This is a genomic window from Streptomyces lydicamycinicus (assembly GCF_000829715.2).
GTDB lineage: Bacteria > Actinomycetota > Actinomycetes > Streptomycetales > Streptomycetaceae > Streptomyces > Streptomyces lydicamycinicus.
Map to the genome: position 1 here is coordinate 841771 of NZ_BBNO01000003.1, position 23382 is coordinate 865152.

10 protein-coding genes and 1 pseudogene are annotated in these 23382 nt (G+C 66.9%); 4 read left to right on the forward strand and 7 right to left on the reverse strand.

Annotated elements, in window-relative coordinates:
• The first annotated feature begins 321 nt into the window (after positions 1-321).
• Together TU31_RS12695 and TU31_RS12700 are read left to right on the forward strand one after the other, a co-directional pair.
• Positions 322-900 carry a hypothetical protein gene (locus TU31_RS12695; RefSeq protein ID WP_042153465.1) on the forward strand — a complete coding sequence of 193 codons (579 nt, stop codon included), beginning with the start codon at positions 322-324 and terminating at the stop codon, positions 898-900.
• A gap of 167 nt (positions 901-1067) precedes the next feature.
• Positions 1068-2054 carry an MsnO8 family LLM class oxidoreductase gene (locus TU31_RS12700; RefSeq protein WP_042153467.1) on the forward strand — a complete coding sequence of 329 codons (987 nt, stop codon included), beginning with the start codon at positions 1068-1070 and terminating at the stop codon, positions 2052-2054.
• A gap of 629 nt (positions 2055-2683) precedes the next feature.
• On the opposite strand, the gene TU31_RS12705 is transcribed toward TU31_RS12700, so the two are convergent.
• The 4 genes from TU31_RS12705 to TU31_RS38535 all read right to left on the reverse strand — a co-directional run bounded on the left by TU31_RS12705 (position 2684) and on the right by TU31_RS38535 (position 8630).
• Positions 2684-3232, reverse strand: a complete 549-nt coding sequence (locus TU31_RS12705; RefSeq protein WP_158894401.1) for a hypothetical protein — start codon at positions 3230-3232, stop codon at positions 2684-2686.
• Positions 3233-3459: 227 nt separating this feature from the next.
• Positions 3460-4500, reverse strand: coding sequence for a vWA domain-containing protein (locus TU31_RS12710; RefSeq protein ID WP_042153472.1), 1041 nt, complete (start codon positions 4498-4500; stop codon positions 3460-3462).
• Between the two features lie 1774 nt (positions 4501-6274).
• Positions 6275-6493, reverse strand: a complete 219-nt coding sequence (locus tag TU31_RS12715; protein ID WP_042153911.1) for an EF-hand domain-containing protein — start codon at positions 6491-6493, stop codon at positions 6275-6277.
• Between the two features lie 1939 nt (positions 6494-8432).
• Positions 8433-8630: a hypothetical protein gene (locus tag TU31_RS38535; RefSeq protein ID WP_158894404.1), complete on the reverse strand. Its 198-nt coding sequence runs from the start codon at positions 8628-8630 to the stop codon at positions 8433-8435.
• Positions 8631-8926: 296 nt separating this feature from the next.
• Here TU31_RS38535 and TU31_RS12725 point away from each other — a divergent pair.
• Positions 8927-9130, forward strand: a pseudogene (locus TU31_RS12725) (site-specific integrase); the annotation flags it as partial.
• 78 nt (positions 9131-9208) lie between these two features.
• Here TU31_RS12725 and TU31_RS12730 read toward each other — a convergent pair.
• The 3 genes from TU31_RS12730 to TU31_RS12740 all read right to left on the reverse strand — a co-directional run bounded on the left by TU31_RS12730 (position 9209) and on the right by TU31_RS12740 (position 21838).
• Positions 9209-9694 carry a DUF4265 domain-containing protein gene (locus TU31_RS12730; RefSeq protein WP_042153476.1) on the reverse strand — a complete coding sequence of 162 codons (486 nt, stop codon included), beginning with the start codon at positions 9692-9694 and terminating at the stop codon, positions 9209-9211.
• A gap of 861 nt (positions 9695-10555) precedes the next feature.
• Positions 10556-17416, reverse strand: coding sequence for a polymorphic toxin-type HINT domain-containing protein (locus tag TU31_RS12735; RefSeq protein ID WP_245698515.1), 6861 nt, complete (start codon positions 17414-17416; stop codon positions 10556-10558).
• 111 nt (positions 17417-17527) lie between these two features.
• Positions 17528-21838 carry a LamG-like jellyroll fold domain-containing protein gene (locus TU31_RS12740; RefSeq protein WP_078885733.1) on the reverse strand — a complete coding sequence of 1437 codons (4311 nt, stop codon included), beginning with the start codon at positions 21836-21838 and terminating at the stop codon, positions 17528-17530.
• Positions 21839-23124: 1286 nt separating this feature from the next.
• Here TU31_RS12740 and TU31_RS12745 point away from each other — a divergent pair.
• The gene (locus TU31_RS12745; protein WP_042153479.1) at positions 23125-23367 is read left to right on the forward strand and encodes a hypothetical protein; all 243 of its coding nucleotides are present in this window, start codon (positions 23125-23127) and stop codon (positions 23365-23367) included.
• Positions 23368-23382 lie beyond the last annotated feature (15 nt).

Consider the following 23382-nt stretch of genomic DNA (forward strand, 5'->3'; position numbering starts at 1 on the left):
GCTCGTCCTCGTCCCCGCCCTCGACTGTTTCCGGGGCACCGGCCGCTCGTCCCGGCACCTCAGCAAGCTCCGCTCGGCGTCCCTGCTCCCTCTGCTCCGGCGGGCCAACGCTCGCCCTGTTCCGCTGGCCCGGCGTTGACGCCGATGTCCCGGCACACGCCAAGTTCCCCCCCCGTACTCATGCCTTTGGGCGGCTCCCGGCCCCCACAGTGACAGCGGAAGTCCACACATGCATGTCCGATTGTGAGGTGCCGATTGCCGGCTGTCCGGCTCGGGCATCCTCGCAGTGGCATATGCCGCAACGGTGCGTGAAGGAGACACATGGAGTGGCAGAGCGAGGAGTTCGGGGCTTCCCATGAAGGCATGGCGGGGGCGGTTCTCGCCGACGGCAGCGAGCCCGGACCGGTCTATCTGGACGCCGGCAGCGGCAGCCATGTGCACCAGACCAAGCAGTGGTGGGCCTACAACGGCCGGCTGGGCAGACAGCGGGCGGACCACATGCGGGGAGCGTGCTCGTGCGGCTGGCGCGGCGCGCGCCACTACCCGATCGACTGGGACCAGATGAACGACCGCCGCTACTACGACTTCGACCCTCCGGGCCCGTACGAGGACTGGCAGGCGCACATCGACGAGGTGGAGTCACGTTCGGTGCCGCTGCCCACTGAAGTGGCGGATCTGCTGGACCGGTTGGACGACCAGCTGACGGCTCTGGCCGACCAGGCGCCGCTGGCCGCGCTGAAGGCTGTGGCGTCACTGGAGCGCACCACCGGCCGTGTCGGCCGCGACGCCGCCTGCGCTGCTGAGGCGGATGAAGACTCGTGGGAAGCGATCGGCCAGGCGCTCGGCCTGACCGCGAAGGACGCCCGTTCACGACTCACCCGCTACTACCTCAGGCACTGACCTCCCGGGCCACGGCGACCCGAAGGCACCTGTGCCGGTGCCGCGCGCGGGCGGCCGTACGAACCGACCTGGCTCGCGCGGCCGCCCAGGTCCGGTCGCCGCTGCCCGGGGGCCCCGAAAGCAAGATCAGCACCCCTCACCGCCTGCATGATCTCTATGCTGACGACATGTTCGATATACCTCTTTCGGCGCTCGAAGTCGCGATGGTCCAAACAGGCGCCCGGGCCGTGGACACCTTGCGAGACACCGCGGCGTTCGCACAGGGACTGGAACGGCTGGGCTACCACCGGATCTGGTACGCCGAGCATCACCACTCGCCGGCGATCGGCGCGTTCCCGCCGGTGGTGCTGACCGCGCACGCTGCCGCTTCGACCTCGGCGATCCGTCTCGGTTCGGGCGGCGTGCTGGCCCCCAACCACGCACCCCTCACGCTGGCCGAGCAGTTCGGAACGCTCGCGGCCCTGCACCCGGACCGTATCGACCTGGGCATCGGCCGCGGCCCCGGCACCTTCGACGAGTCCATCGCACGGGCGCTGCGCCGCGGAGCCGGACCGGCGACGGACGCGGAGTACGAGGACGACGTGGCCGCGACGCTGTCCTTTCTGGTCGACGAGGTCGCCCTCGGCCCGCTGCCGGAACCGTGGCTGCTGGCCTCCAGCCCCGCGGGTGCCGCTCTCGCCGCGGGACTGGGCCTGCCGGTCGCCGTCGCACACCACATCCGGCCGGACAACACCCAAGCGGTGCTGGAGCGTTACCGGGCGAAGTTCACCCCGTCGCGCTGGTGCGAGCGGCCCCGGGTGCTGTTGTGCGTGGAGACGGTATGCGCCGAGACGGCAGAAGAGGCGGCGTGGCGCGTCGGACCGATGGACGTCGTCAAGGCCGGGCTCCTGAAGGGGCTGAGTGAGATCCCCTTCCCCACGCCCGCGGAGGCGGCCGCCCACGCCTTCACGGAGGAGGAGCGACGGGCACTGGCCGGCTTCCGTGCACAACAGGCCGTCGGGACGCCGGAAACCGTCATACGCCGGCTCACGGAACTGGCCGGCGAGACCGGGGCAGACGAACTGATGCTGACCACACCTGTCTACGACCTCGCTGACCGCATCCGTTCTTACGAGCTCATCAAGAAGCACTCCGGGGCCACGGCAGCATCCTAGGAATCGGGGTGGGCAGTGCCGGTCTCGTTGCCGCTTGCCGGGTGATTCGCAGGACCTGTTGGCCGGCTTGCCGGGGGCGGAGGGCGCGCCGGGGTTCAGCAGGCAGCCGAGCAGGGCGACGGCGCCACCCCGGTGGCTCAGCGGACCTGCGCTGCCCTCCCCGGTTGATGCGACGGTCGGGGCTTCCTTTGCGCGCCACCGGGGGCTGCCTGGACGCCCTGTGCCCCGGCTGACTTCCCGCTGTGCGCGTTGGGGCGGCTGCGCTGCGGTCGGCTCCGGCTGCGTGAATCCGGTCGGTTCCGGGCTGGGCGATACCGGGGGTTCCGGGCGGTTCCCGCAACGTGCTTTCGCCCGCTTCCCGCTGTGCGCCCCGTTCGCCTCCGCCGCGTGCATCATGGCGTCCGCCGGGCCCCGCTGGGCTGCGCATGGGCCTACGAAGCGCACTGGAGCGGTAGGCCGCAACAGGATTCGGCGACACCCCACGACCGGGGACATTCGGGGTGCGCGCTCAGCCGGAGCTGGAGCCAGGCCCCTGCACCGACTGCCTGGATGCCGCGCCTGCGATCCCTGCCGAGTGCGAAGCCCTGAGACGACTCCGGCAATTCATCGCGGGAGGTGCCGCCTGCCGGTCAGGTCCACTCAACCAGTGTGGAGTACGCCCGCTCGAGGCCCTGCGTGTCGCCGGTCCCCAACTCGATGTAGACATGGCCGCTGACCGCACACGCTTCCCGCAGGGCAGTGCTCTGGTCCCTGACCCACGTGGCGATCTCGCGGTAGGTGGTGTCGTCGGCTCCCTCGAGCCAGTCCGGGGCGGTCCGCAGGTGTTCGGGAGTCAGCTTCGCATTTCCGAGGAAGACGGAGGCCAGAGGCAACCCGAGACCGGCAGCGGCCGTGGCGGCGGCCGGTGTGACGATGTCGCCCTCGATCACATAGCCGTCTTCGGGATCGGAGTCATCGAGAGCCTCCGCAGATGCCCGGATGAACTCGATGAGAAACGGCTGGGCGGGCACTGCCTTGTCCGGATGCGTACCGTGCCGTACACCGTGCTCGGGCGCAGCGCGCTGAAGCATCGACACCAGAGCATCAGTCGGGCACCCCGGCAGGCCCGCCCGGTCCAGCAGCATCCACGCGAGGGTGCTCTTGCCCACTCGCGGCGGGCCACCAATCAGGTAGATCACCTCAAGACCGTACCTCGGGCGACGACTTGGGCGATCTCGTTGCGGCCGGCTCGTAACGCGGGGGAGGGGGCGGACGGAGGCTGTTGGCGGACGGTGCGTCGGTTGAGGTGCAGGCCGGCTTGACCGCGGGGTTCGCGTCGCCCTGCCCGAGCAGTCGGTGCGGCGGCTCCGCGGTGTGTTGAACGCGAAGAATGCCCCGCCGGCCGGCCGGCGGGGCATTCATGGCCTCAGATCATGAGCAGTAGACGCGTGTGCGGTACCAGCTTTCGGTTCACGCTGGTGCTCTGCACGAAGATCGTGAAGTCGTCGTTGTGGTCCGGCTTGATGCGGACTTCCTGGTCGGGCAGGCCGAGGAGGGCCCGGGCCTGCGGCCCGGTGTACACCCGGTCCGTTTTCTTCTCCAGCACAGCAATCTGCTTCCGTGCCTGGATCTTCTCCGACTTGCTCAGCTGATAGAACGCACAACCGGTTCGGTAGGTGTGTCCGCATTCGGTGACCCACTCCCGGATCACCGCATCGCGAGCCACCGGAATCAGCTGGTATTCCGACGGGTCCACCGGGGTGAGGCCTGCTGCCTTTATGGTGTCCTTGTTGACCGCTTCGGCGCCCGTGGAGAACACGGCGCGCGACCCCCGGATGCCCTGGGCACGGCCCATCATAAAGTTTTCGGTTGCCTGCTGGATGACCTGCCCGGCCTCCTCCAGACCCTGCGTGCTCGTGGCGTCCCAGATGGCGATGTTGTCCTTCGGGAAGCCGCACTGCATGGCCTCGCGCTTGCCCATCTGGTCCGGCACAAGGACGGCCAGCGTCCAGTTGTCCTTCTGCGTCGCGATCATCTGGGACACGGCCTGCACCAGTTCACGCGGATCCTTGGCAGGGGCATCCAGGCAGCGATGACTTGCGTTCTCCTGTCCATCGGTCAGAACGAACGTCAGGAAGCTGTGGTCACCGTAGAGTTGAGCGGTCTGCGCCAGCTCCCGCTGCGACTTCAGCGTGGCCGCCAGCAAAGCCGTCATTCCACCGACCCGGTAGAGCTGCTTCAAAGACGGCATGCGCAGCACGTCCTTGTCGTAGATGACGCACTCCACCTTGTCCGCGAAGACGTACACCGTCACGCGGGTCTCCTGGTCCAGTTCCTTCGACCGGCGGGCCAGATAGGCAATTTGCTGGTCGGCGACTTCGACGACCTTGCGGCTCAGGTGTGACATGGACGAACTGGCATCCAGCACCAGAGCAACGTGATTGATGTAGTTCTGGGTTCCGGACATGACTGCTCCCCCTCGTTCCGATTCGATGCTCCTACCTTCGCACCCACCACTGACAATCGATCTTGAAGACGAGGTGGGATGGCTGCACGAAGGCCTGTCGATGGGTCCGCTGCCCCCATGCCCTCAAGGAGAGCCGGCGTGCCAGGCGCCGGGCCGCGTCACAGACCAGCCTTGGCCTGGCACGCATTGGTGACCTGGCACCCGAAGTCGCCGGCGAGGGCCCGCAGGAGCGTGTTGCCGAGGTCGTAGCGGCGGTAGATGTCCGCCACCCAGACCAGGTGATGCGCGGGCGCAGGCTGTCGTGTCCCGGTCGCCGTAGCGCGGACCGTCGATCCGATTCCAGCGGTGGTGCTGGTTGGTGTCGTGGACGGCCAGGGGGCCGATGACATACTCGTTCGCCTTCGGTAGGTACGCCCGCGCATTGTCCGGTCGCTTCAGGCTCACCACGGCGGACCATCGGGCGGAAGACGTAGTGGTTCTCCCTGCGGCATTCGCGCCACCTGGTAGGCCAGCTTCCGCCACGCGCTGGGCGACGGTGCGTCACGACGGCCAGGCCGCCCCCTCCAGATTCCTGGGCGTCTCGGCGCCGAACACCCACGCCCACGGAGGGCAGTGCGCTGCCTGTCGCTGTCCCAGAGCCCTTGCAACCGCAGGCCGCAGGCCGTCGTCGCCCTCAACGTCCTCACAGCACGGAACTTGACGGGCCCAGCCATCAATACGGAACGCCGGTCGGGTCGGCGAGCGCGTGGAGCCTGCTGTCGTGCTGCGCGAGTGGTGGTCGAGCGCGGCTGCGCGCAGCGCTTTGGCCGTGGCTCGATGTGCGGGAACTGAACCTACGGGATGACCCCAGCGCGGGCTGTTCCCCATGAGAAGTCGCCGGGGGGCCGTCGAACCAGATGTGGTTGAACCGGCGCGTCGCGCGCCCTGTCGACCACTTCTATCCAGAAAGCGGGCAGCTCGATGTCGTGCCCGAGCGAGGTGGCGGCGTCGACGTGCTGTCGTGGTCGAGTTCGCCCGTGGCGTACCAGCGAAAGACCCGGACGCCGAGCTCCGCGTGCGGCGGCAGCGGCCGAGCCTCGCTGGTACACAGTGAGAGAGGGCCTGCTCGCGGCCGAAAGTCCACTCGCCCTGCGATCCGGGCTTGTCCAGCTGCTGCCGAGTCCCGCTACGGGGGAGGCACAAAAGTCCGGCCGGACGGAGGTATCACTGTGCTCGTCCGACTGGTGGGAGGTCCGCTCGGTCGCCGTGAGTTGCGACCGACCCGGGCCGTGGGCCGGGCCTGGCTCGTTGCCGGTGACGCCGGCTTGGGGTGTACATCCCCGCGCACCGCGAGCCCGTGACCGGCATTGCCCTGGCAAGGGCCCGGCCCCACCGCGCACCGTGCCGCTGATAGCCGCCGACGGCTACACGGTCCGCATGGCCCGTCCATTGGCTCGCAGCCATACCAGACCCCGGGCTCATGACGGCCCGGGGCCCGCGCGCACTGCCGTGTCCGGCCAGTCAACCACCCTCCGCGACTACGGGCAGCCCAGGGTTCCGACTCGACACCAGAGCCGTTGCAACGCCGACAGCCCGCATGCGGCACCGGCGCACGTCATGGCGGCCCGTACGCTGCTCCTCCCGTACACGGCCCAGCCGTTCTCCTGACCCACGCAGTCTTGCCCAGGCCAGGGCTCTTGTACGGGCACAGCCTCGCTTTGAGCCGTCCACGAGCCACGCCATGACGGGAAGGGGCCCCTGCCTGCCGCCCGCTCACGTGCCGGACCTGGCCACGTCATCCCTTCATGGCGGCCCAGAACTCCTCGAAGGACATCTGGCGATCGCCGTTCGTGTCGAGCGAGTCGATCAGCTCCTGCGCCTGCGCCTCGCTGATCTCCGAACCCTCCAACTCCGCCACGACCTTGCGGTATTCGTCCGCAGTGACCAGGCCGTCCCCGTCGATGTCGTAGCGCTCAAAGACCTTGCGCGCTGCCGTCTCCATGATGTCTGCCATGTGCGTCACCCTTATACGATCTTTGCTGACGGGCCCAGATTATCTGTCCGTCCGGAGCAACGCGGGCGCGGCCCAACCTGCCCAGCTGTTGCGGCGTAAAAGCCACCGTCCGATCGAGCCCGGGCCGACACGGAGCGGTGATCTGCTGGGTGACCGGCAGCCTCGCCCCGCCGTCGCTACGGCTATGGCCAGTCGATACCTAGCTCCCCGAGTGCGTGGCGCTGCCTCTTGGCGCGGGGGCGGGAGACGGCGCTTCAAGCGGCTGTACGCCGAGCCGCCCGGTCAGCCGTTCCTGCTGCTGGTCTGACAGCTGTGCCCAGGTGTGTGGTGCTGCTGTCGGCGGCCTCGAACAGCACCCGGGTTCGATGGCCGGCAGTGTGAGGACGGCGAGGACGCGGTAATGCCGCTGCCAGTCCAGCGGCCACGGGCGATTCCACTCCGGGCCGACCGCCGGTCTGCCGGATAAGACGGAGGGCAGGAAGCTTCCCGATCCCCATTACGGCTAAGTCTTCATCAGGCCGTTCAAGGCTGACCGCGGACATTCCGACAGGCTCAAGGAACGGGCCACTGCCTGCCCTCAGTGACGCCTCGCCCAAGACGCCAGCCAAGAGCAAGGCCGGGGGCGCTGAGAAGGGCACCAAGGGCGCCATCATCGGCATCGTCGGTGGTGTGGTCGGCCTTCTCCTCGTCATCCTGTTTGTTGTCCTGGTGGCCGTGAAGAAGAAGCGCCGTATCGGGCCGCCTCTGGTTGGTATTGGCGGTTATGGCGGTCCCGGTGGGCCGGGCGTCCCCGGTGGCTTTGTGCCGCAGCATTTCTGGTCCCTACCGGCAGCCCAGCGCGCCGGGCGCATACCCGCCTGGCCCCTACCGCAGCAGCCGGGGCGCCCGCTCCGTTCCCTCCAGCACCGCCCACCCAGCTGCCAGGACGATGGCGCACCGCCGTAGCGAAGACGGTAGGGGTATCAGCCTCAACAAAGGCGGCTGGCTCCAACCTGCCTCGGACTGCATTCAGTCCGGGGCTTTTCGATCACGTGTAGGGCCTGAACGTGCGTGGCCGACCAAGGGTAGGGGGTACCGATGGCGAGGACGTCGGCGAGGAGTCGGCGGTGGAGTGCGCTGAGACGGACTCCGCTGCTTCGTGTGGCAGCGGCCTCTGGCCAGCCCGTCGTATCGGTCGGTGCCGCTCGGAGCAGCCCTGGACCGTGCCTCCGTGGGTACCACCGTTTGTTCCACGGTGTGTTCCACCGTGAGCGCCACCCTACGTTCCAGGTCAGTTTGGACCTCAGGTGCATTCATGAAGCCTGGCGGTGCGATGTGCAGCGCACGAGGGGTGGCCGATGCGCGCTGTGCCGAGGTGATTCCCCTCCTCGCTCACGAAGCCAACCGCTGGTCTGCCATCTCCGGCGCACCGATCCACCTGCATGGCCCAGCGAACCGGTCGTTACCGAACTCGGCCTGGTCTGCTGCCCGGACGCTGTCTTGCGCCGCACGGACGTCGGTGCCATCACCGAAGTCGTCCAACTACCGGCCGCTGAAAGACCGCGTTCGCCCTCGTCGGGTGAGGCGAGAGCCTGCGCGCCCGGGCCTTAGCTGCTCGCCTGCAGAAAGGCCGCCGAACCAGTCATACCGAACTCGTACTGTTCACCTCGTGGGGCGACTTGCAGGACTACGAACCTCTTACGCCCCATCAGGGCGCGACCTGCAACCGCTGGTCAATCTCGCCGACAAGCACGGCACAGCCATTCTCGCCGTCGTTCAACCAGCTCACTCACGAAGACCAGGCGCACGTGACCGTCTCGACGGCGCACAAAGCCAAAAGCTGTGAATGGCCCAACGTGCGGATCGCCGACGACCTCCCACCAGGTAAGCCCCGCCAGGGCGCATCTGGCGGGGCTTCATTTTTGCTAGCGCTATCGAATCTATCGCTTCCCTATCTGCTTCATCGTCTGTCACCCTGAAAAACAGGTCCAATCCAGACAGAAACCAGATTACCGGTATCGATACCCAGGACAAGGCCACTGGCGATCTGAACGAAATCGGCGTCGTCAGAATCCTTCAGGCGAATGGCGACCCATCCAGATGAAAACTCGGCCACCTTACCCCGGACGTTCGGGAAATATCCCCAGGCGAACAGCACGTCTCGAGATTCAACGTCGACCTCGAGTTGCAGCGCGCCGATCAGTACGCTCGTAATCCCCTCTGAGTCAAGCCTCTCACTCAGCAATGTTGAGCTCTGCGCACTAAGGAGAATCCGTACTCGGAATCATCGTATGTGAGTACACCCTCAAGGGGAGATCCTTCTCGGATGGAAAACATCACTTAGATGACTAACCTTTCGTGCTCTTGGAGGGGAAGTGGGCAATTCTGTTCGAGTTTGCGTCGATGTTGAGCTCCCAGATCCCGTTGCTTCCGTTCATGGCTCCGGGCGTCCTCCACTCGATCGCAACCCTGATCCTGGAACAAGGCGTCGATCTCGTCGTCATCAAGGAACTCCTCGGCTATGCCCACATCGGCGTAACCGCCGGCGTCTGCGCTCACGTCCGACTCCGCCTTCAATGCCAAGCCTCGACGCTGAACGATGCCCTCAGCTCGGTCGACGACAGCACTGACGACCCGCCCGCAGTGGGTGTCCGCTGACATTGCCGTCACCGTTGCCGTCAAACACGCCAGAAGTCCCGCCGGAATGAAATCCGGCGCGGCTTCTGGCGAACTCGCTTAACGATCGGAATCGGACAAAGTGAGCCCATCATGATAAGCCCTCGCCAGAGCATCCTCTTCGATGCCAATTTTCCCTTCATCGGCAACACGAAGGAGAGCAGTCCTCATGGATGAATAGTCAACGTGTGGCGGCACGTCGATTGCCCACAACTGCCCCGTCGTATCAATCTCCCAGGAACAATCAAAGCTGCGGAGCATGGCTTCAACCGTGTCCCTCGCGTCCTCACCTTTAATGATGATTCGAACCGTCGAGTGCCCGGCCTCCGACACGAACTCTCTGCGCTCGTGATCAGGTCTGACTCGCACAATGTCTCCGAAGGCGATTCCCTTCACGTAGAAGGGAGTGTTCCGAACTTGAACCTCCATCTGCACGGATGTCTTCCCAGTCCAGAGCCGCTCCGAAGAGGCGTGGGTCCAATCGGCAATCTTGTCAGGGAGGTCGAAGGCTACCTTGTGCAGCCTCTCAGGCTTACCCGCCGGCACCGACTCACCCCCGCTAGGGTTCGAGGTCTTCGTGGACTTATCCCTGTTGCATCGGCGGCAGGCCACGGCACCGTTATGTGCGCCACCGCGCCCGCCGCGCCGGCCCTCGGCGCTATATGATCGATCCGGGAATCGTCGAGCCTTCCCGGGATGGGGGTTCCATCGGTGTCTCGCGATCCCGCCGTTCCACCTTCTGCCCACAGACGTCACACCTGTACTCGCCGACATTCTTCGCGACGTTTGCTTCGTGAACCTTTTGCCTCTCGGTCTCAGTGAAATTCAAACCGGCTCTGTTGCAGTTGCACATCAGGGACCGGAGTGGCCCCGCCAGCACATAGTTCGTGTACCAGCTGGCGCCATCTCCATCTGCTTCTTCACTGGCCAGCCCATGGCTTTGGGATTTCTCCTCGATCTCTTCCGGTGGTACGAACCGGAGTTCGATGGACTCGTCATGGCCGCCGGTGATGCGGTCGGAGCCCCACGGAGAGAACTCCTCCGTGGGGCTTCTGGGGCCCTGCACTCCGCGGGGAAAAGGATTTCCCATTATGCGAAAGCCCGACCAGCCAGCTGGTCTGATCTATCCAATGAGAACCTCTAGCTCGTTGAGAGCTTCTTCTATCTCCCGCATTTCATCTCGCGAGAGATTCGCTAGATCGCCACGATCCAGGGCAACCGAGTAAATCTGCTCCAGCGTCCACCAGTGACCACGAAACTCGTCTCGCCACCCAGAGGTCTCAAGGCTATTCCAGACCGAATCAAGTGCATCGATGAGTCTGCGGAGCGAGAGGTTGCCCGCTCGATATTCAGACAAGGTCTGAGCTGCGTGATCACGGAGTCGCCCCTCGGTATCCCGTTCAGTGCTCACTGGCGAATCCTCCCATAGTCGACCGTGATAACACGCCCCGATCCAGTGTCGGTGATCACAGTCATGTCGTTGGCCTCATCATAGAAAGCCGTCGTCCCCGCGTTCTTTCCTGGAATTGGTGTCCCTCGTGTGGCATTTTCGACAGCCGAAGACATAATCCCTTGCCGTTGCATTCGATCGAGCGCGTGGCCTGTGTAGTCACGTCCATCGATGGTTGCGGGCTTATTGGGCGTATTGATATCGAGCGGTCTACCGCGTCCTCCAATTGGCGTGCGCGGGCAGTCTGAATTGTGTACGAGGACCGGAGTGGCGCCAGCGAGTACATAGTACGTGTGTGTGCCGGCGATGGTCAGGTCGTGGGTGCGTTGCTTCTTGTGGAAGTGCCGGACTGCGGTGATTTTGGCGATGGTGCCCTGAGGGGTGCGGAGTTGGGTTCCGGGGCGCAGGTCGCCGGCGTCGATCCACTTTTTCTTGTCGATGGACCAGAAGGGGTGGGTGTCGGTGGCGATGATGCTGGAGTCGCCGGTTGGGGTTGTGATGGTGAGGTCGGTGAAGTGTTTGTCGTCCTTGGTGACGATGGTGGCGACGACGGGGCGGGTGGTTGTCTTGCCGGTTTCGGGGTCGGTGGCTACGACCTTGTCGCCGGTGGTGACGTCTTCGATGTTTTTCTTCTCGCCGTCGGCGAGGGCTACTTCGGTGCCGGGTAGGAAGCTGTGGGGGCACGGGGAGGTGGTGTCGCCTCGTCTGCTGCCGCCGGCTCGTATTCCTCCGCCGTCACGGCTGCCTGCGAAGGTCATCGCGCCACTGGCCATGGAGGAGAGCAGGAGCTGGGCGAAACTTTCCGGGCAGTGGCCTTCCATCTCGGCGCACACCCCGAATTTGAGGTTCGCGAGCGTGAGTTGTGTGCTTCCTTCCCTTGGGTCGATCTCGAACATGCCCTGGTAGAACAGCTGACGGCTGGTTGCCTCGGCATAGATGGCGTTGGTGAACTCGTCGGAGTGCTCCCACGTGGACTCGACCCAGAGTCCGGGAAGTACCGCTGCCTGCGGATGGCTGCGGTAGCCGCCCCATTTCGCCGGATTGATGGCCGCCAGCCCGTTCAGGAATCGCTGTCGGTCCTGCTTCGAGCCCCAGTCCATCCATGGGCACAGGACGGGGTCGCAGCCCTTCGCGCCTGATTCGGCGGGTCTCATGAGGCCGCTGGGGTCGGAATCCGTCATCGGCGTGCTGCCGGCGTAGGTGTATCCGTTGAGGGATTCTGAATCGGCCAGGTTCATCAAGGGGTCGACGGAGAGGAAGCGTCCGGTCTCCGGGTCGTACTCGCGCGCCCCGAGGTGTGTCAGGCCGGTGTCCGCCGTGTCGTCGGTGCCGCCGACGTAGCCCTTGGAACCGGGCCAGTTGGTGGGTTTGGCGCCGCGGAGGCCTCCGAAGGGGAGGCTGCGGCGCTGGGTGAGGGACTGGTCGGCCGCGTTGATGGCGAGTTGGCCGGTCCCGAGGCGGTCGGCGAGGGTGACGGTGTAGGTGCCGTCGTCGGCCAGGACGGCCTGGTTGCCGCCGCCGAGGGGGATGTAGCGGGTGGCTTTGGGTTTGGCAGCGCCCTTGTCGAGGGTGAGTTCGGTGTGGTCGCCGAGGGTGAGGGTGGTGCGGTCACCGGTGCGGGTGATCAGGCGGTTGCCGTCGGCGTCGTAGACGTAGGAGGTGGTCTTGGTGCCGTTGTCGCCTGCTGGTTGGGTGACCTTGGTGAGGTGGCCCTCGACGTCCCAGTGCAGGGATTGCTGGTCACCGTGCAGGAGTCGTCTGGTGGTGTTGCCGAGGGCGTCGTAGTCGTAGCTGCTCTTGCTGGTACCGGTGGGCCCTGTGGTGTCGACGGAGGTGAGGGTGTGGGGCTGGTGTGTGCCGGGCTTGGGGTAGGTGTAGGTGCTCTTGCTGTCCTTGGCGGGGTCGCCTGAGGGGTCGTGTTGGGTGAGGCTGGTGCGGTTGCCGGCGCTGTCGTAGGCGTACGAGTGCCAGTAGGGTGCCGGGCCGGCGATCAGGTTCCCGGCCGGGGCCGCGGCGCAGGTTTTCTCGTCCTGGGTCCAGGCGTCGGTGAGGCGGCGCAGGTGGTCGTAGGTGAAGCACTGGGTGTCGGTGCCGGTACGGGAGACGTCGGAGAGGGACGTGACGTTGCCGGCGGGGTCGTAGCCGTAGGTGGCGGACTGGTCGACGCCGGCGACGTCCTGGCGGTCGACGCGGGAGTTGGACAGGCGCTGGGTGCCCCACTCGTAGGTGTTGGTGAGCTGGGTGGGTTTGCCGTTGCCGACGATTTTGTAGGTGAGGGGCTTGCCGGTGAGCGTGTAGGTGGCGTCGGAGCGGATGCCGGAGTTGTAGACCGCCGTCGTGCGCAGGGTGTTGTCGGCGTACTCGTAGTTCCACACCTGGGCCGGCAGGTTGCCCGCCGCTGCCGTGCCGCGCCCCTGCGGCTGTCCGTTCGAATAGAAGTTGGTTGAGGCCATGTAGGTGCCGGCCAGAGCCCCTTCGGACTCGGGGATGACGGTGGCGGTGCGCAGCGGCCGGTAGACGGGGTCGTACTGGATGATCTTGTTGGTGTACGGCTTGCCGTCGAGGTAGCGGGTGGACTCGGCGAGCTGCCCCTTGGCCTTGGTGACGGTGTCATAGACCCACTTGGCGCGCAGCGGGCCGTCGGGTGTCTTGTCGTGCAGTTCGGTCTTGCGTCCGAGACCGTCGTAGACGGTGGCCAGGACGGCGCCGTTGGCGTCCTCGCTGGCGATTTGCCGGCTGCGGTCGTCGAATGTGGCCTTGGTGATGCCCTTATCGGGGTCTTTGGACCAGGTCTGGTTGCCGAGCTGGTCGTACTGGTAGGCCCACGTGTTGCCCGCCGGGTCGGTGACGCCTTCGAGCTTGCCGGCCGGAGTGTAGGAATAGCGGGTGGTCTCGGCCGGTGCGTCGGCGGCGCGGGTGCGGTGCCGCAGGAGCTGGGTGGTCTGGCCGCGGGCGTCTGTCACCGTGGTGGTGGCGGTGCCACCTGCGGGTGGGATGACGGTGGTGCGGTCGCCGCTGTAACGGGTGGTGGTGACGGCGAGAACCTTGCCGCCCTCGCCGTTGCCTGCGACGTCCCGGCTCTCGGTTTCGCGGCCCAGGCCGTCGTACGTCTTCCAGGTCTGGGTTTCGACGCTCAGGGCATCGGCGGGCTTGAAAAGCTCGCGTTCCGGCTTCTTTGCGACGTAGTACGGGGCGAACGTTTTGGTTGCCAGGCCGCGTTCGTCGTAGAAGGTGTCGCTGATGAGCCAGCCGGCGTCGGGCCCCGGCGCCTGGGTCTGGCGGGGTCGGAGGTAGCCGTCGTAGAGCGTGTACGAGACGGCCTGGCTTGCGCCTTCCGGGTTGAGGGTGCGGGTGGCGACCGTGGCCGGCTTGCCGTCTTCGACGTAGTAGTCGAACTGGTAGTTGGGCAGCAACACCGTGGTGCGTGCCCGGTCCGGCAGCCACACCTTCAGCGAGCGGCCCAGCGCGTCGTAGGTGCGGGTGGTGCGCTTGCCGTTGGTGTCGACGGTGGCGGCGGGCAGGCCGCGCAGCGGGTCGAGTTCGGTGGTGGTGGCCTGGGCTGTGGCGGCGTCCTTGGCGTCGGCGGGGGGTGTGGTGGTGACGGTCTTGGTGGGGAAGCCGGTGGCGGGGGTGTAGGCGGTCGTGGTGGTGCGGCCGTCGGTGCGGGCTGTGCGGGTGGGTGCGCTGTCACCGATGGCGGTGACATTGGCCGTGAGGTCGGTGACCTTCTCCGGGCGTCCGTAGCCGTCGTAGGTGGTGCCGGTCTCCAGGTAGGTGGCCGTGGTGCCGTCGTGCTTCTTCAGCTTGGCGACGGCGGTGGCATCGCCCTTGGTGGGCGCGGCGCCGTAGCCGCCCCCGTCGTAGGCGGTGCGGACATCGGAGATGACCTGCTTCGTACGGTCGGGGCTGCTGCCGCATTCGGTGGCGACGGTCTCGACGCGTGCGGGCAGGGTGAGGATGTTCTTGTCAGTGTTGGTGGCATAGGTGGTGCGGGTGCACCGGTCGTCGTCGGTGGTGGAGTCGTCGCCGCGGTCGCTCACTTCTTTGACGCGTCCGGCAACGGTGTCGAAGGTGGAGGCGGTGGTGGTCGTACGCCACTTCGCACCGGCACCGTCGTCGAGGGAGGTCCAGGCGCGGGCGCTGGCCGTGCCGGAGAAGTTGGCGGTGACCGTTCCCCAGTCGCGGGTCTTCTTCGCCGTTTGGTGGTGCCAGGGCCGGCTGACGGTCTTGGTCAGGACCTTGCCGCCGGGCGCGGAGTAGGTGGCGGTCTTGTAGGCGAATCCGGCTGCCGAGGCGTCGTCGGTAAGAGGCTCGCCCTCTCCAGCGCTCAGCGAGACGCTGACGTCCTTGGTGCCGCCACCCGTGTTCTTGCGGTCGCCGTCCATGCCGCGCAGGAAGTAGCTGTCCTCCTGCGTCTTCATGGCGTCCGCACTTGTGCCCTGGCCGCCGGTCTGGACGCGGACGTGGCCGTAGCCGCGCCACTGGGACCAGGTCTTGAACTTTTCCTTGGTCAGCCCGTCGTCATCGTCGTAGTGCCAGGCCGCGTCATCGCGGTAGTCGTAGCGGGTGACCTGGTCGGGTGCGCCGCCGGTGCGGTCGGTGGTCGTCACGGACTCGACGACGTACTTGTTGAACCACTCCCTGTCCATGTCGTCGCTGGAGCTGCCGCCGATGAACTGGGGGAAGCAGCGGGTGGTGTTGGACTCCGGGGTGGGCAGGTTGCTGAACGAGCAGGCCGGCTTGGAGTAGTTGACGTCGGTCTGGCCGCCGTATTCGTCGGCGATGGTCGACAGACGGTCCTTGATGTAGGGGGCGTAGCCGTCGCCGGTTTTGTCGAGGCGGTTGGCGAGCTGGGTGTAGGCGAAGGTGGTCTTCGGCAGGGTGAGGGGTTTGGTGTCGGTGTGGCCGGTGTGCTGGATGGATTCCAGCTCCAGCTGGTAGTCGACGTCGGCCTTGCCCCAGCGGTGGGCCAGCGCCCAGGAGTCGACCGGGGTGAGCGCGCCGTCCTTGAGGACCTCGGTGGTCACCCCCGTCAGCCGCTTGCGGGTCCAGAAGGTGGGGGAGAGGCGCCCCTGGTCACAGGCGGTGCCGGCCTTGCAGTTCAGGTCCCAGGGGGTGTCGTACCAGTAGAAGCTCTTGGCGTCGATGGTGTCGGCCGCGCAGGTGACACCGCTCTGCGGCAGGCAGCGCTCGGAGTTGGCGAAGGACACCCGCGCCAGCGGCTTGCCCGCGTAGAGGTCGGCGGAGGTGCGGCCGTACTCGATGCGCTTGAGGTAGCCGCCCCGGGTGTAGGGGGTGTCGTCGTCCTTGTTCAGGTCGCGGCCGTAGGAGTTGGTCTCCTTGTCGTAGTAGTACGAGATGGCGTTGCCGTGCGGGTCGACGACGTAGTCGAGGTTCCAGCGCCACGCCTGCCGGCACCAGGAGTCCTTGAAGGCGTCCTTGTGACAGTCCTCGCCGCTGTCGTTGCCGAAGACCGGGACCGTCCACGTCGAGTCCGTGGTGTCCTTGCCGGCGGCCCAGCCGGGCAGCTTGTGGTAGCCGAAGTAGAAGCGGGTACCGGAGGGTTCGGTCAGCTCCCAGTACTCGTTGTCGTTGTCACCGTTGTCGCGAGCCGAGGACGTCAGCCGCTTGATCCTGGTGCCGTCGTCGTTCTGGAGCTTCCACTCGTCCTTGCCGGCCGGGACCAGTTCGCCGGCCTTGCCGTTGAAGGAGATGAAGGCGTTGTCGTAACCCCAGCACAGGTCAGCGGGCTTGCTGCCGTCGGTGTGCTTCTCGCCGTCGTCGGCGCAGGGCTTGTAGCGGCGCTCGATGTAGCCGGGCCACAGTTCGAAGCCGTCACCGGCCCAGGAGCCCTGGTTGTTGCTGTTGCCGGTGCGGCCGTCGATGGAGCCGGAGGAGTACGACAGGCCCACGCTCGGCTTGAGACCGCCGGGGACCTCGGGGACGGGCATGTCGTAGGACCAGGTGAAGTCACCGGTGTTGAGGTTGGTGTTCCAGGTGGCGGAGGGGGAGAGGCTGGTGGCCTTGTAGTCGCCCTTGACGCTCTTGTCGTCACCGACCGCCGCGAGCACGGTGGGGCCTTTCGCGCGCAGTGGCACCGAGGACGCGGTCAGGGTGTGCTTCTCGGTGTCGTTGCGGGTGGCCAGCGGCTTCGCGGTGCGGCACTCGGCCTTGTCCGGGGCGGTCGCCGCGCACGCGGGGAGTTCGACCAGACGCAGCCGGGAGGCGTAGTTGCCGCCGTGGGCCCCGGCGAAAGCACCGTAGTCGACACCGACCCGCAGCGGACCGGGCCGCTGCGGGTCGGTCGCGGTGGAGCGGGCGGCGGGCTGGAGGGTGAACGGCATTCCGTCGATGCCCGCCTTGCGAGCCCATCGTTGACCGAGGATGCGAGCGGTCACCGAGCCGGGCACGGCACTTCGGTGTGTGCCTGTTGCCTTCGCCGACTTGTCCGACCGGGCATCGGCGGCAGCGAGCGTCAGCGGGAACGCCTCGCCCCTGCCGTTGGCCTTCTTCGGCGGCCCTGCGATGCCGGGATTCGCGAGACTGATGGTTGCCGTAGCGGCCTTGGGCCACCTGCTCTTGGGGCGTTCCGTGGGCGTGCGTGGTCCGGTGGGGAGCTTGCGTGGCCTGGCCCGGATGCCGTAGGTGCCGTCGACGGCCTTGCCGGCGTAGGGGCGATTGGACGTTTCCGTTGCTGAAGCGGGTTGCGCCGCTGAGGGCAGAACCGGCAGCAATGAGCCGGCGAGCACGGTGGAGATGCCCACGGCGAGGCTGCGCCGCAGTCGTGCGCGTCTGAAGAGACCAAGTGTGCCGTTCATTTCCGTCCCACCCCTTGCTACTCACCGCGTCTGTGCCCGTGGCGGCGCGGTGTTATCTACGTCAGAAAGTCCGATCGGTGCAGGTCGTGCGGTGGCTCGCACGCCCTGCCGTCAGCCCCCGTCGGGCACGTTGGGCACTTCGGTCGGCAGGCCGACCCACGCGCTGGAGAGCTGGTTGATCTGTGCGTCGCTGAGCGCACCCTGGAACGTCCACACGTCGTCGATCGCGCCGGGCCAGTAGTCCCCGAAGGAGCCGTGGCCCTTGTCCCGTCCAAGCTGCAGGGACTTCAGCGCCTTGAAGGAGATGACGTTCTCCGCCCAGGGGACCGCCTCGATGCAGGCCGCGTCGTCGGCCTGTCCGTCGTCGTTGCCGTCGATGCAGGCAGCTTCGCCAAGCTGCCCGTTGACGTAGATTCGTGCCTGTTTGGCGAAGCCGTCGTAGACGACCGCGAGGTGATTCCAGTCCGTGACGCTGTTGAAGGATTGCGCGTTACCGGCCCAGTCAAGCTCTGCGTCCACCGTGTCCGCCCGCGGCATCGCCAGAGTCCAAAAGCCCTCCGCTGTGGGGTCCTTGAGATTGGGGATGAAGCCGCTGACGAAGCTGCTGGTATTGGTTCCTTCGGCACTGACCAGCGCCGAAGGACGGGACGGTACCGACGCCGCCTGGACCCACGCCGTCACCGTGAAGCTCTCACTGGTGTCGAACGGCAGGGTGCTGGAGGCGTAGTCCTGCTGCTTGCCGTCAAGGACCAGACCCCCGTCACCCAGGAAGCCCGCACCGGGGACCTGCTTCGCCCCGCCTCCCAGCGTCATGGCCGGCCCCCGAGCAACGGAGTTGGCCCCAGGATCAGCCGCCTGGTCGAACTGCCACCGGCCGGTCAGGACCGGACGGCGCTGCACGAGCTGGTGGATCTCCCCCTCGGAGACCGGGCGGTCGAAGACACGCACGTCATCGATCTGACCCGTGAGGTAGTCCGTGTACGCGCCCCGGTAGAGAGCACGGCCGATCTGCAGGCCACCGTCGCCGTACCAGGCCTGCGATGCCGCGGTGCTGCCCTGGAGGATGCCGTTGACGTACAGGCTCACGGTGTTGTCGATCGTGTCGTGCACGGCGGCCAGGTGCACCCAATTGCCGATGGACGCCTTCTGCTTCGAGGCGATGCGCTGTTGGGTGACGTTGCCGTCGGTGGCGTCCTTGCTGGCCAGCCGGGCACTCCACACCCCGCCGGAGGCCTCGTACGACAGGTAGAAGGCGCTGAGGAAGCTGCCGTCCTGCGCGACGACGGTCTGGTTGCGGGTGGCGTCGGTGACCCGGGCCCAGGCGGTGACCGCATAGGACCGCTCGGTGTTGAAGTGCGCCGCGTCCACCGAGGCGTGGTCGTCCTTGCCGTCCAGGGTCAGGGCGTTGCCCGCCACCCCTGCTGTGCCGGGTTCGGCACCGCCGTGCAGGACGGCGGGCAGGACCTCGCCGTGCGCGGTCACCTGCTGTGCCGCGGCCGGTTCGTCGAGCGGGAAGACCGCGCGGGCCGGCCGCCCGGGGCCATGGATGCGCTCCTTGTTGTACAGCCGGGTGACCTCACCGGCGGAGACGGACTTGTCGAAGACCTGCACCTCGTCGATGGACCCGGGGAAGAAGGAGCCGGGCGTACCGCCGTAGGAACCGGCGCCCAGCTGGAGGCCGCGGCGGGCGTTCCAGGCGGTGGTGTACGGCGTCTGACCGGCCAGCTTGCCGTCGACGTAGAGCTGGAGCACCTTGGCGGTGCTGTCGTAGGCGCCCACCAGATGGGTCCATGCGTTGGCGGTGACACCGCCGGGCTGGGCGGCCATCGCGCGGGCGATGCCGGCGTCGGGGCTGTCGGCGGTGTACTGGTTGAACACCCACCGCTTGAGATCGGCGGAGTAGTACAGCTCGAAGCCCGGCCGGTGGTTGCCCGGCTGGGTGGCAACGATCGCCGGATGGTCGGGAATCTGACTCGGGCGGACCCAGGCGGAGACGGAGAAGCCGCGGGAGGTGTCGACGACGGGGATGTCGGTGGCCGCGTAGCCGTCGGTGCCGTTGAGGGACAGGGCGGTGCCCGCCACTCCGTCCGCACCGGGTGTGGCGCCGCCGTGCAGGTCGGCGGTCCGTGCCGGGGTGGAACCCTTCGCCTCGGCGGCGCCGGCCGGCTCGTCGAACTGCCAGGTGGCGCGCTCGGGCTGGCCGGCCTTGACCCGGAACCGGTAGGTGCGGATCTCACTGCTGTTGCCGGCCGTGTCGAAGGCCTGCACGGTGACGAAGTTCAGCCCGGGCTTCTCCGGTTGGACCGAGATGTTCCGCGCCGCGCCGGCACTGGTGGTGACCGTGCTCTTGCTGGACGGGTCGCCGTTGATGCCGTACACGTAGCGGTTCACGTCACGATGACTGTCCGCGACGGTGAAGGTGCCGTACTGGCCGACCCCGTCGAGCCAGGGGTCGTCCGGGTTCTCGGGGTCGGAGGGGGGATACTCCCCTGAGCTGACCGTGGGGGCCGCGGGCACTGTGGTGTCGAGGACGAAGTAGCACGCCTCGGCGGACCCGGTGAACGACCATGGGGAGTACTGTGCGCCGTCGTAGGTCCGCACGGCCCAGCTCACCGTCTTGTTCGTCGGAATCGAGGCGGGCAGACTGACGACGAAGTCCCAGCCGGACTGCTTCGCTGTGGTCAGTCCCGGCTTCCACCGTGCGGTGGTGCCCTTGCCGTCTCCGGCGTCCCAGCTGGCCTGGAACTGGACCTGAACCCTGTCGTGATCCGGGTCGGTGACGTGGTTGGCGTGGATCTTGCCCCGGGTGCGGATCCGAGCGGGAGCGCCGGACTTCTTGCAGGTGCCGCCGTACTCCATCGTCAGCTGCGAGGGCCTCACCTGCGGCGGCGGCCGGTTGTAGGTCACCCGCAGATAGGCCTTGTCCGAGAACCGCTTCCAGGCCAGAGCGTCGCTCTCGCTGCCGGCCTTCAGCCCGAACGTCAGCGTCGGCCACTTGTTGTCCGCCGCCTCCTGCACGGCGGATCTGACACCGAACTCGGCGTCCTTGGCCGAGCAGCCCTCGTAGCCGTGCGCGAAGCTGTCCGAGGCCAGCTGCTTCTGCCAGAACCCCGACTCGTTCTGGGAGTTCCAGGTCGTTGAGGACGAGATCGGTCTGGTCCGCCACAGTTCCACCTCTTTTTCCTTGCAGGAGGCGGACCAGGTGTTGCGGACCACGAACTCGGCCGACAGCACCGACTTCCCGGCGAACGCCGATGTCGGGATCTGGTAGAAGAGCCGCTTGGTGTCCTCGGGCTGGCAGTGGTTCCAGTCGCAGTACCCCATCCCCGCGTCGTGGTCGCCGTTGAACTTCCACTGCGGGGAGGACGCCCAGTACTTCGACGCCATCGTCCATGAGGTCGCCCGCGGGGTGGACCACTGCGGGTCGATGTAGACCGGATAGACGGTGTCCTTGCCCTTCAGCACGTCGGCGTCGGGCTTGAGGACGACCTGGTCCTGGCCGGCTGGGACGTCCACCCCCACGGGCGCGAGCTTGCCCGACTCACCGGCCGACGGTTCATCGCCCTCAACACCGGAAGCGCTCACCCGTCCGGCTGCCCGGGCTGCCTTCCCCTTGGCCGGCACGGACTTCAGGCCCTTGCGAACTGCGGAGGTCTTCCCGCCCGTGCTGGAGTCCCACATCAGTGGGGTCGGTGCCTCGAACACCGGGGACCCGGCGCCCTTGTCGAGCGCCTCCAAACCACCCGCGGTCGTCTCTTTGACGTCCATGCCGGCGGCCGACAGCTTCAGTCGAAGCTGCGCGAGCTGCGAACTGGCGGCAGCCTGCGCTGACTTGACGATCAGAAGCTGCGTGAACCCGTCGGCCTGAGCCCCCATTCTCAGGTCCACGCCGGGCAGTACGTCGGGGTACGTGGCCTGTGCCCCGTCGAGTACCGGAGCCGGCAGCGTTCCCGGCCAGGACAGCTCCAGCTCGCGCCCCGCCTTACGAAGCGTTACCAGAGGCTTGTCGCCACCCCCCGAGAACGTCAGGTCTACGACCGCGGCCTTCGGCGCCACCGTCCCGTCACTGGTCTTGGCCAGGTCGGTATCGATGTCCCGCCAGCTCCCTGACGCCCGGGTCCGCACGGGACGCAGGTACTGCCGGGCCTGGAGTTTGCCCGCCGGAGTGGCCACGACATCAGCCGACTCACCTCGCAGAGAGGTGACTTCCACCTCCCGCCCGGTGCGCTTGGCCTGCTCCAGGGCGGAGTCCTCGTCGGGAGCCTGAGCGTCAGGGGCGTGTGCCGCGGCGGCTGCCGACGGGCGGGGCGCCGCCCATGCGGCCGCTCCGAGGGGCGCGGGCAGCAGGCCTGCTGTCAGCAGCCCGCCTATCCCCGCTGAGAGCACCCGATGTAAGCGTCTTCGACGCACCGAGACCGGCATCCCGTTCCCCCACCCACACAAAATGAAGATTTCATGAAGAAGTTGTGGGCGGGAACGTATACGCACGCATGTCCATCTGGATAGCTCCACGAAACGGTCTCTAGGTGAAACAACCGGCATTCCGGATTGAGGGGTTAAGTGATGCCCCTCACCATGCTGCGGGGTTGTACGGCTTCAAGCCGACTCCGAGGTGAGAACGCGCCAACGGAGCGTCAGTGCAAGCTTGAGGACAGGCAGACCGGTTGAGGGGCGTGAGGGGCGAGCATGACGGAACCCGTCCGCCTGGCTGCGAGCACAGCCCCGGCCGGATGGCAACGGCGGAGGGGATGGCGCCCTTCCGTCGAGGCGGCGCTCCATGCCCCAAAGGGCGCGACACCGGGCTTTTGGGGGTTGCCGTGGATGTCGTCGGCGCCCAACTCGTCGTCGACGCTACCTCTCGGCATCCTTGAGTGACCCGGTGTGCGATTGTCGATAACGCCATGGGGCGTCTGGAAGCGTGTAGGAGGTGCCGCGTTGGGGCTGGTGGACGCCCGGGGGAGCGCTGCGCCTGGCTTGATGGGGGGCGCGTCCCGTAATGCTTCACGTATCGGCGCCGCGGTCTTCGGCTCTCGCGGCCACCGCTGTCCTTCCGGCCGCTGCGTCGGCCACGGTCACCACGTCTCGGCCCCGCACCGCCACTACCGCTCGTTGGTGACTCCCGGAGCGATCCAGTACGGCAGCGCCCCGTGTGCGACGACGGCCGCTCCAACCGAACCTGTATGCGGAGTAAGTGACGGTGAAGAACATCGGTCACCGCGCGGTCATCCTCCGCGGACGGACGCTGTCGACCGCTCCGGGCAGACCTACCGCTTCGACAATGCGCGCCTGAACGGACACAGCCACTGGCCTATCCGAACGGCTGGTGAGGCTTACGCCGCCTCACCAGCCCTGCGTGTTGCCGCAGGTTCCTGCCCTGCGGAACCCCGCCACGTCCGGTTTCCAGGCCGGGAGTTCGGCCTGGCTGGTCAGGCGGCGGTGCGGGGTGACGAGGCCGGTTCCTGGACAGCCGCAGGGTGATGGCGGGTGGTAGGTGGGGGTGGCTTTTCGGTTGCTCGGCGGCTGAGTGGTCGCAGGTTGGCGCCACGGTGCCGTCCGCGTTGAGCACGGTGTGACTGCGGAGATGTTTGCGTGGCTGGAGGGCGAGAAGTGCCCTGTTCTCGTTCGCGGAAGTGACGTCGCCCCGCCTGCTCTGCCGGGCAGTCGGCCTCTTAGACTGCCTTGGTCCCACAGTTTGATCGGAGCACGACATGCGTCGCCTCACCCTCGTCCCCGCCCTCATCGCGGTCGCCGCCCTCGCACTCGCCGGGTGTGCGCAGGATTTCGGCCATGGCCCTGAAGGCCGGGTCACCGAAAAGACCAAGGACGGGAAGAAGTTCTACTTGGTCGTCGATCCCTCGAAGAAGGGTAAGGAGGAGAAGTTCCGGGTCAGCAAGTACGACTACCACGACTGCAACCGGGGCTCGAAGTACCCCAAGTGCATCGACGATTAGTCCTCGCAGGTCCTC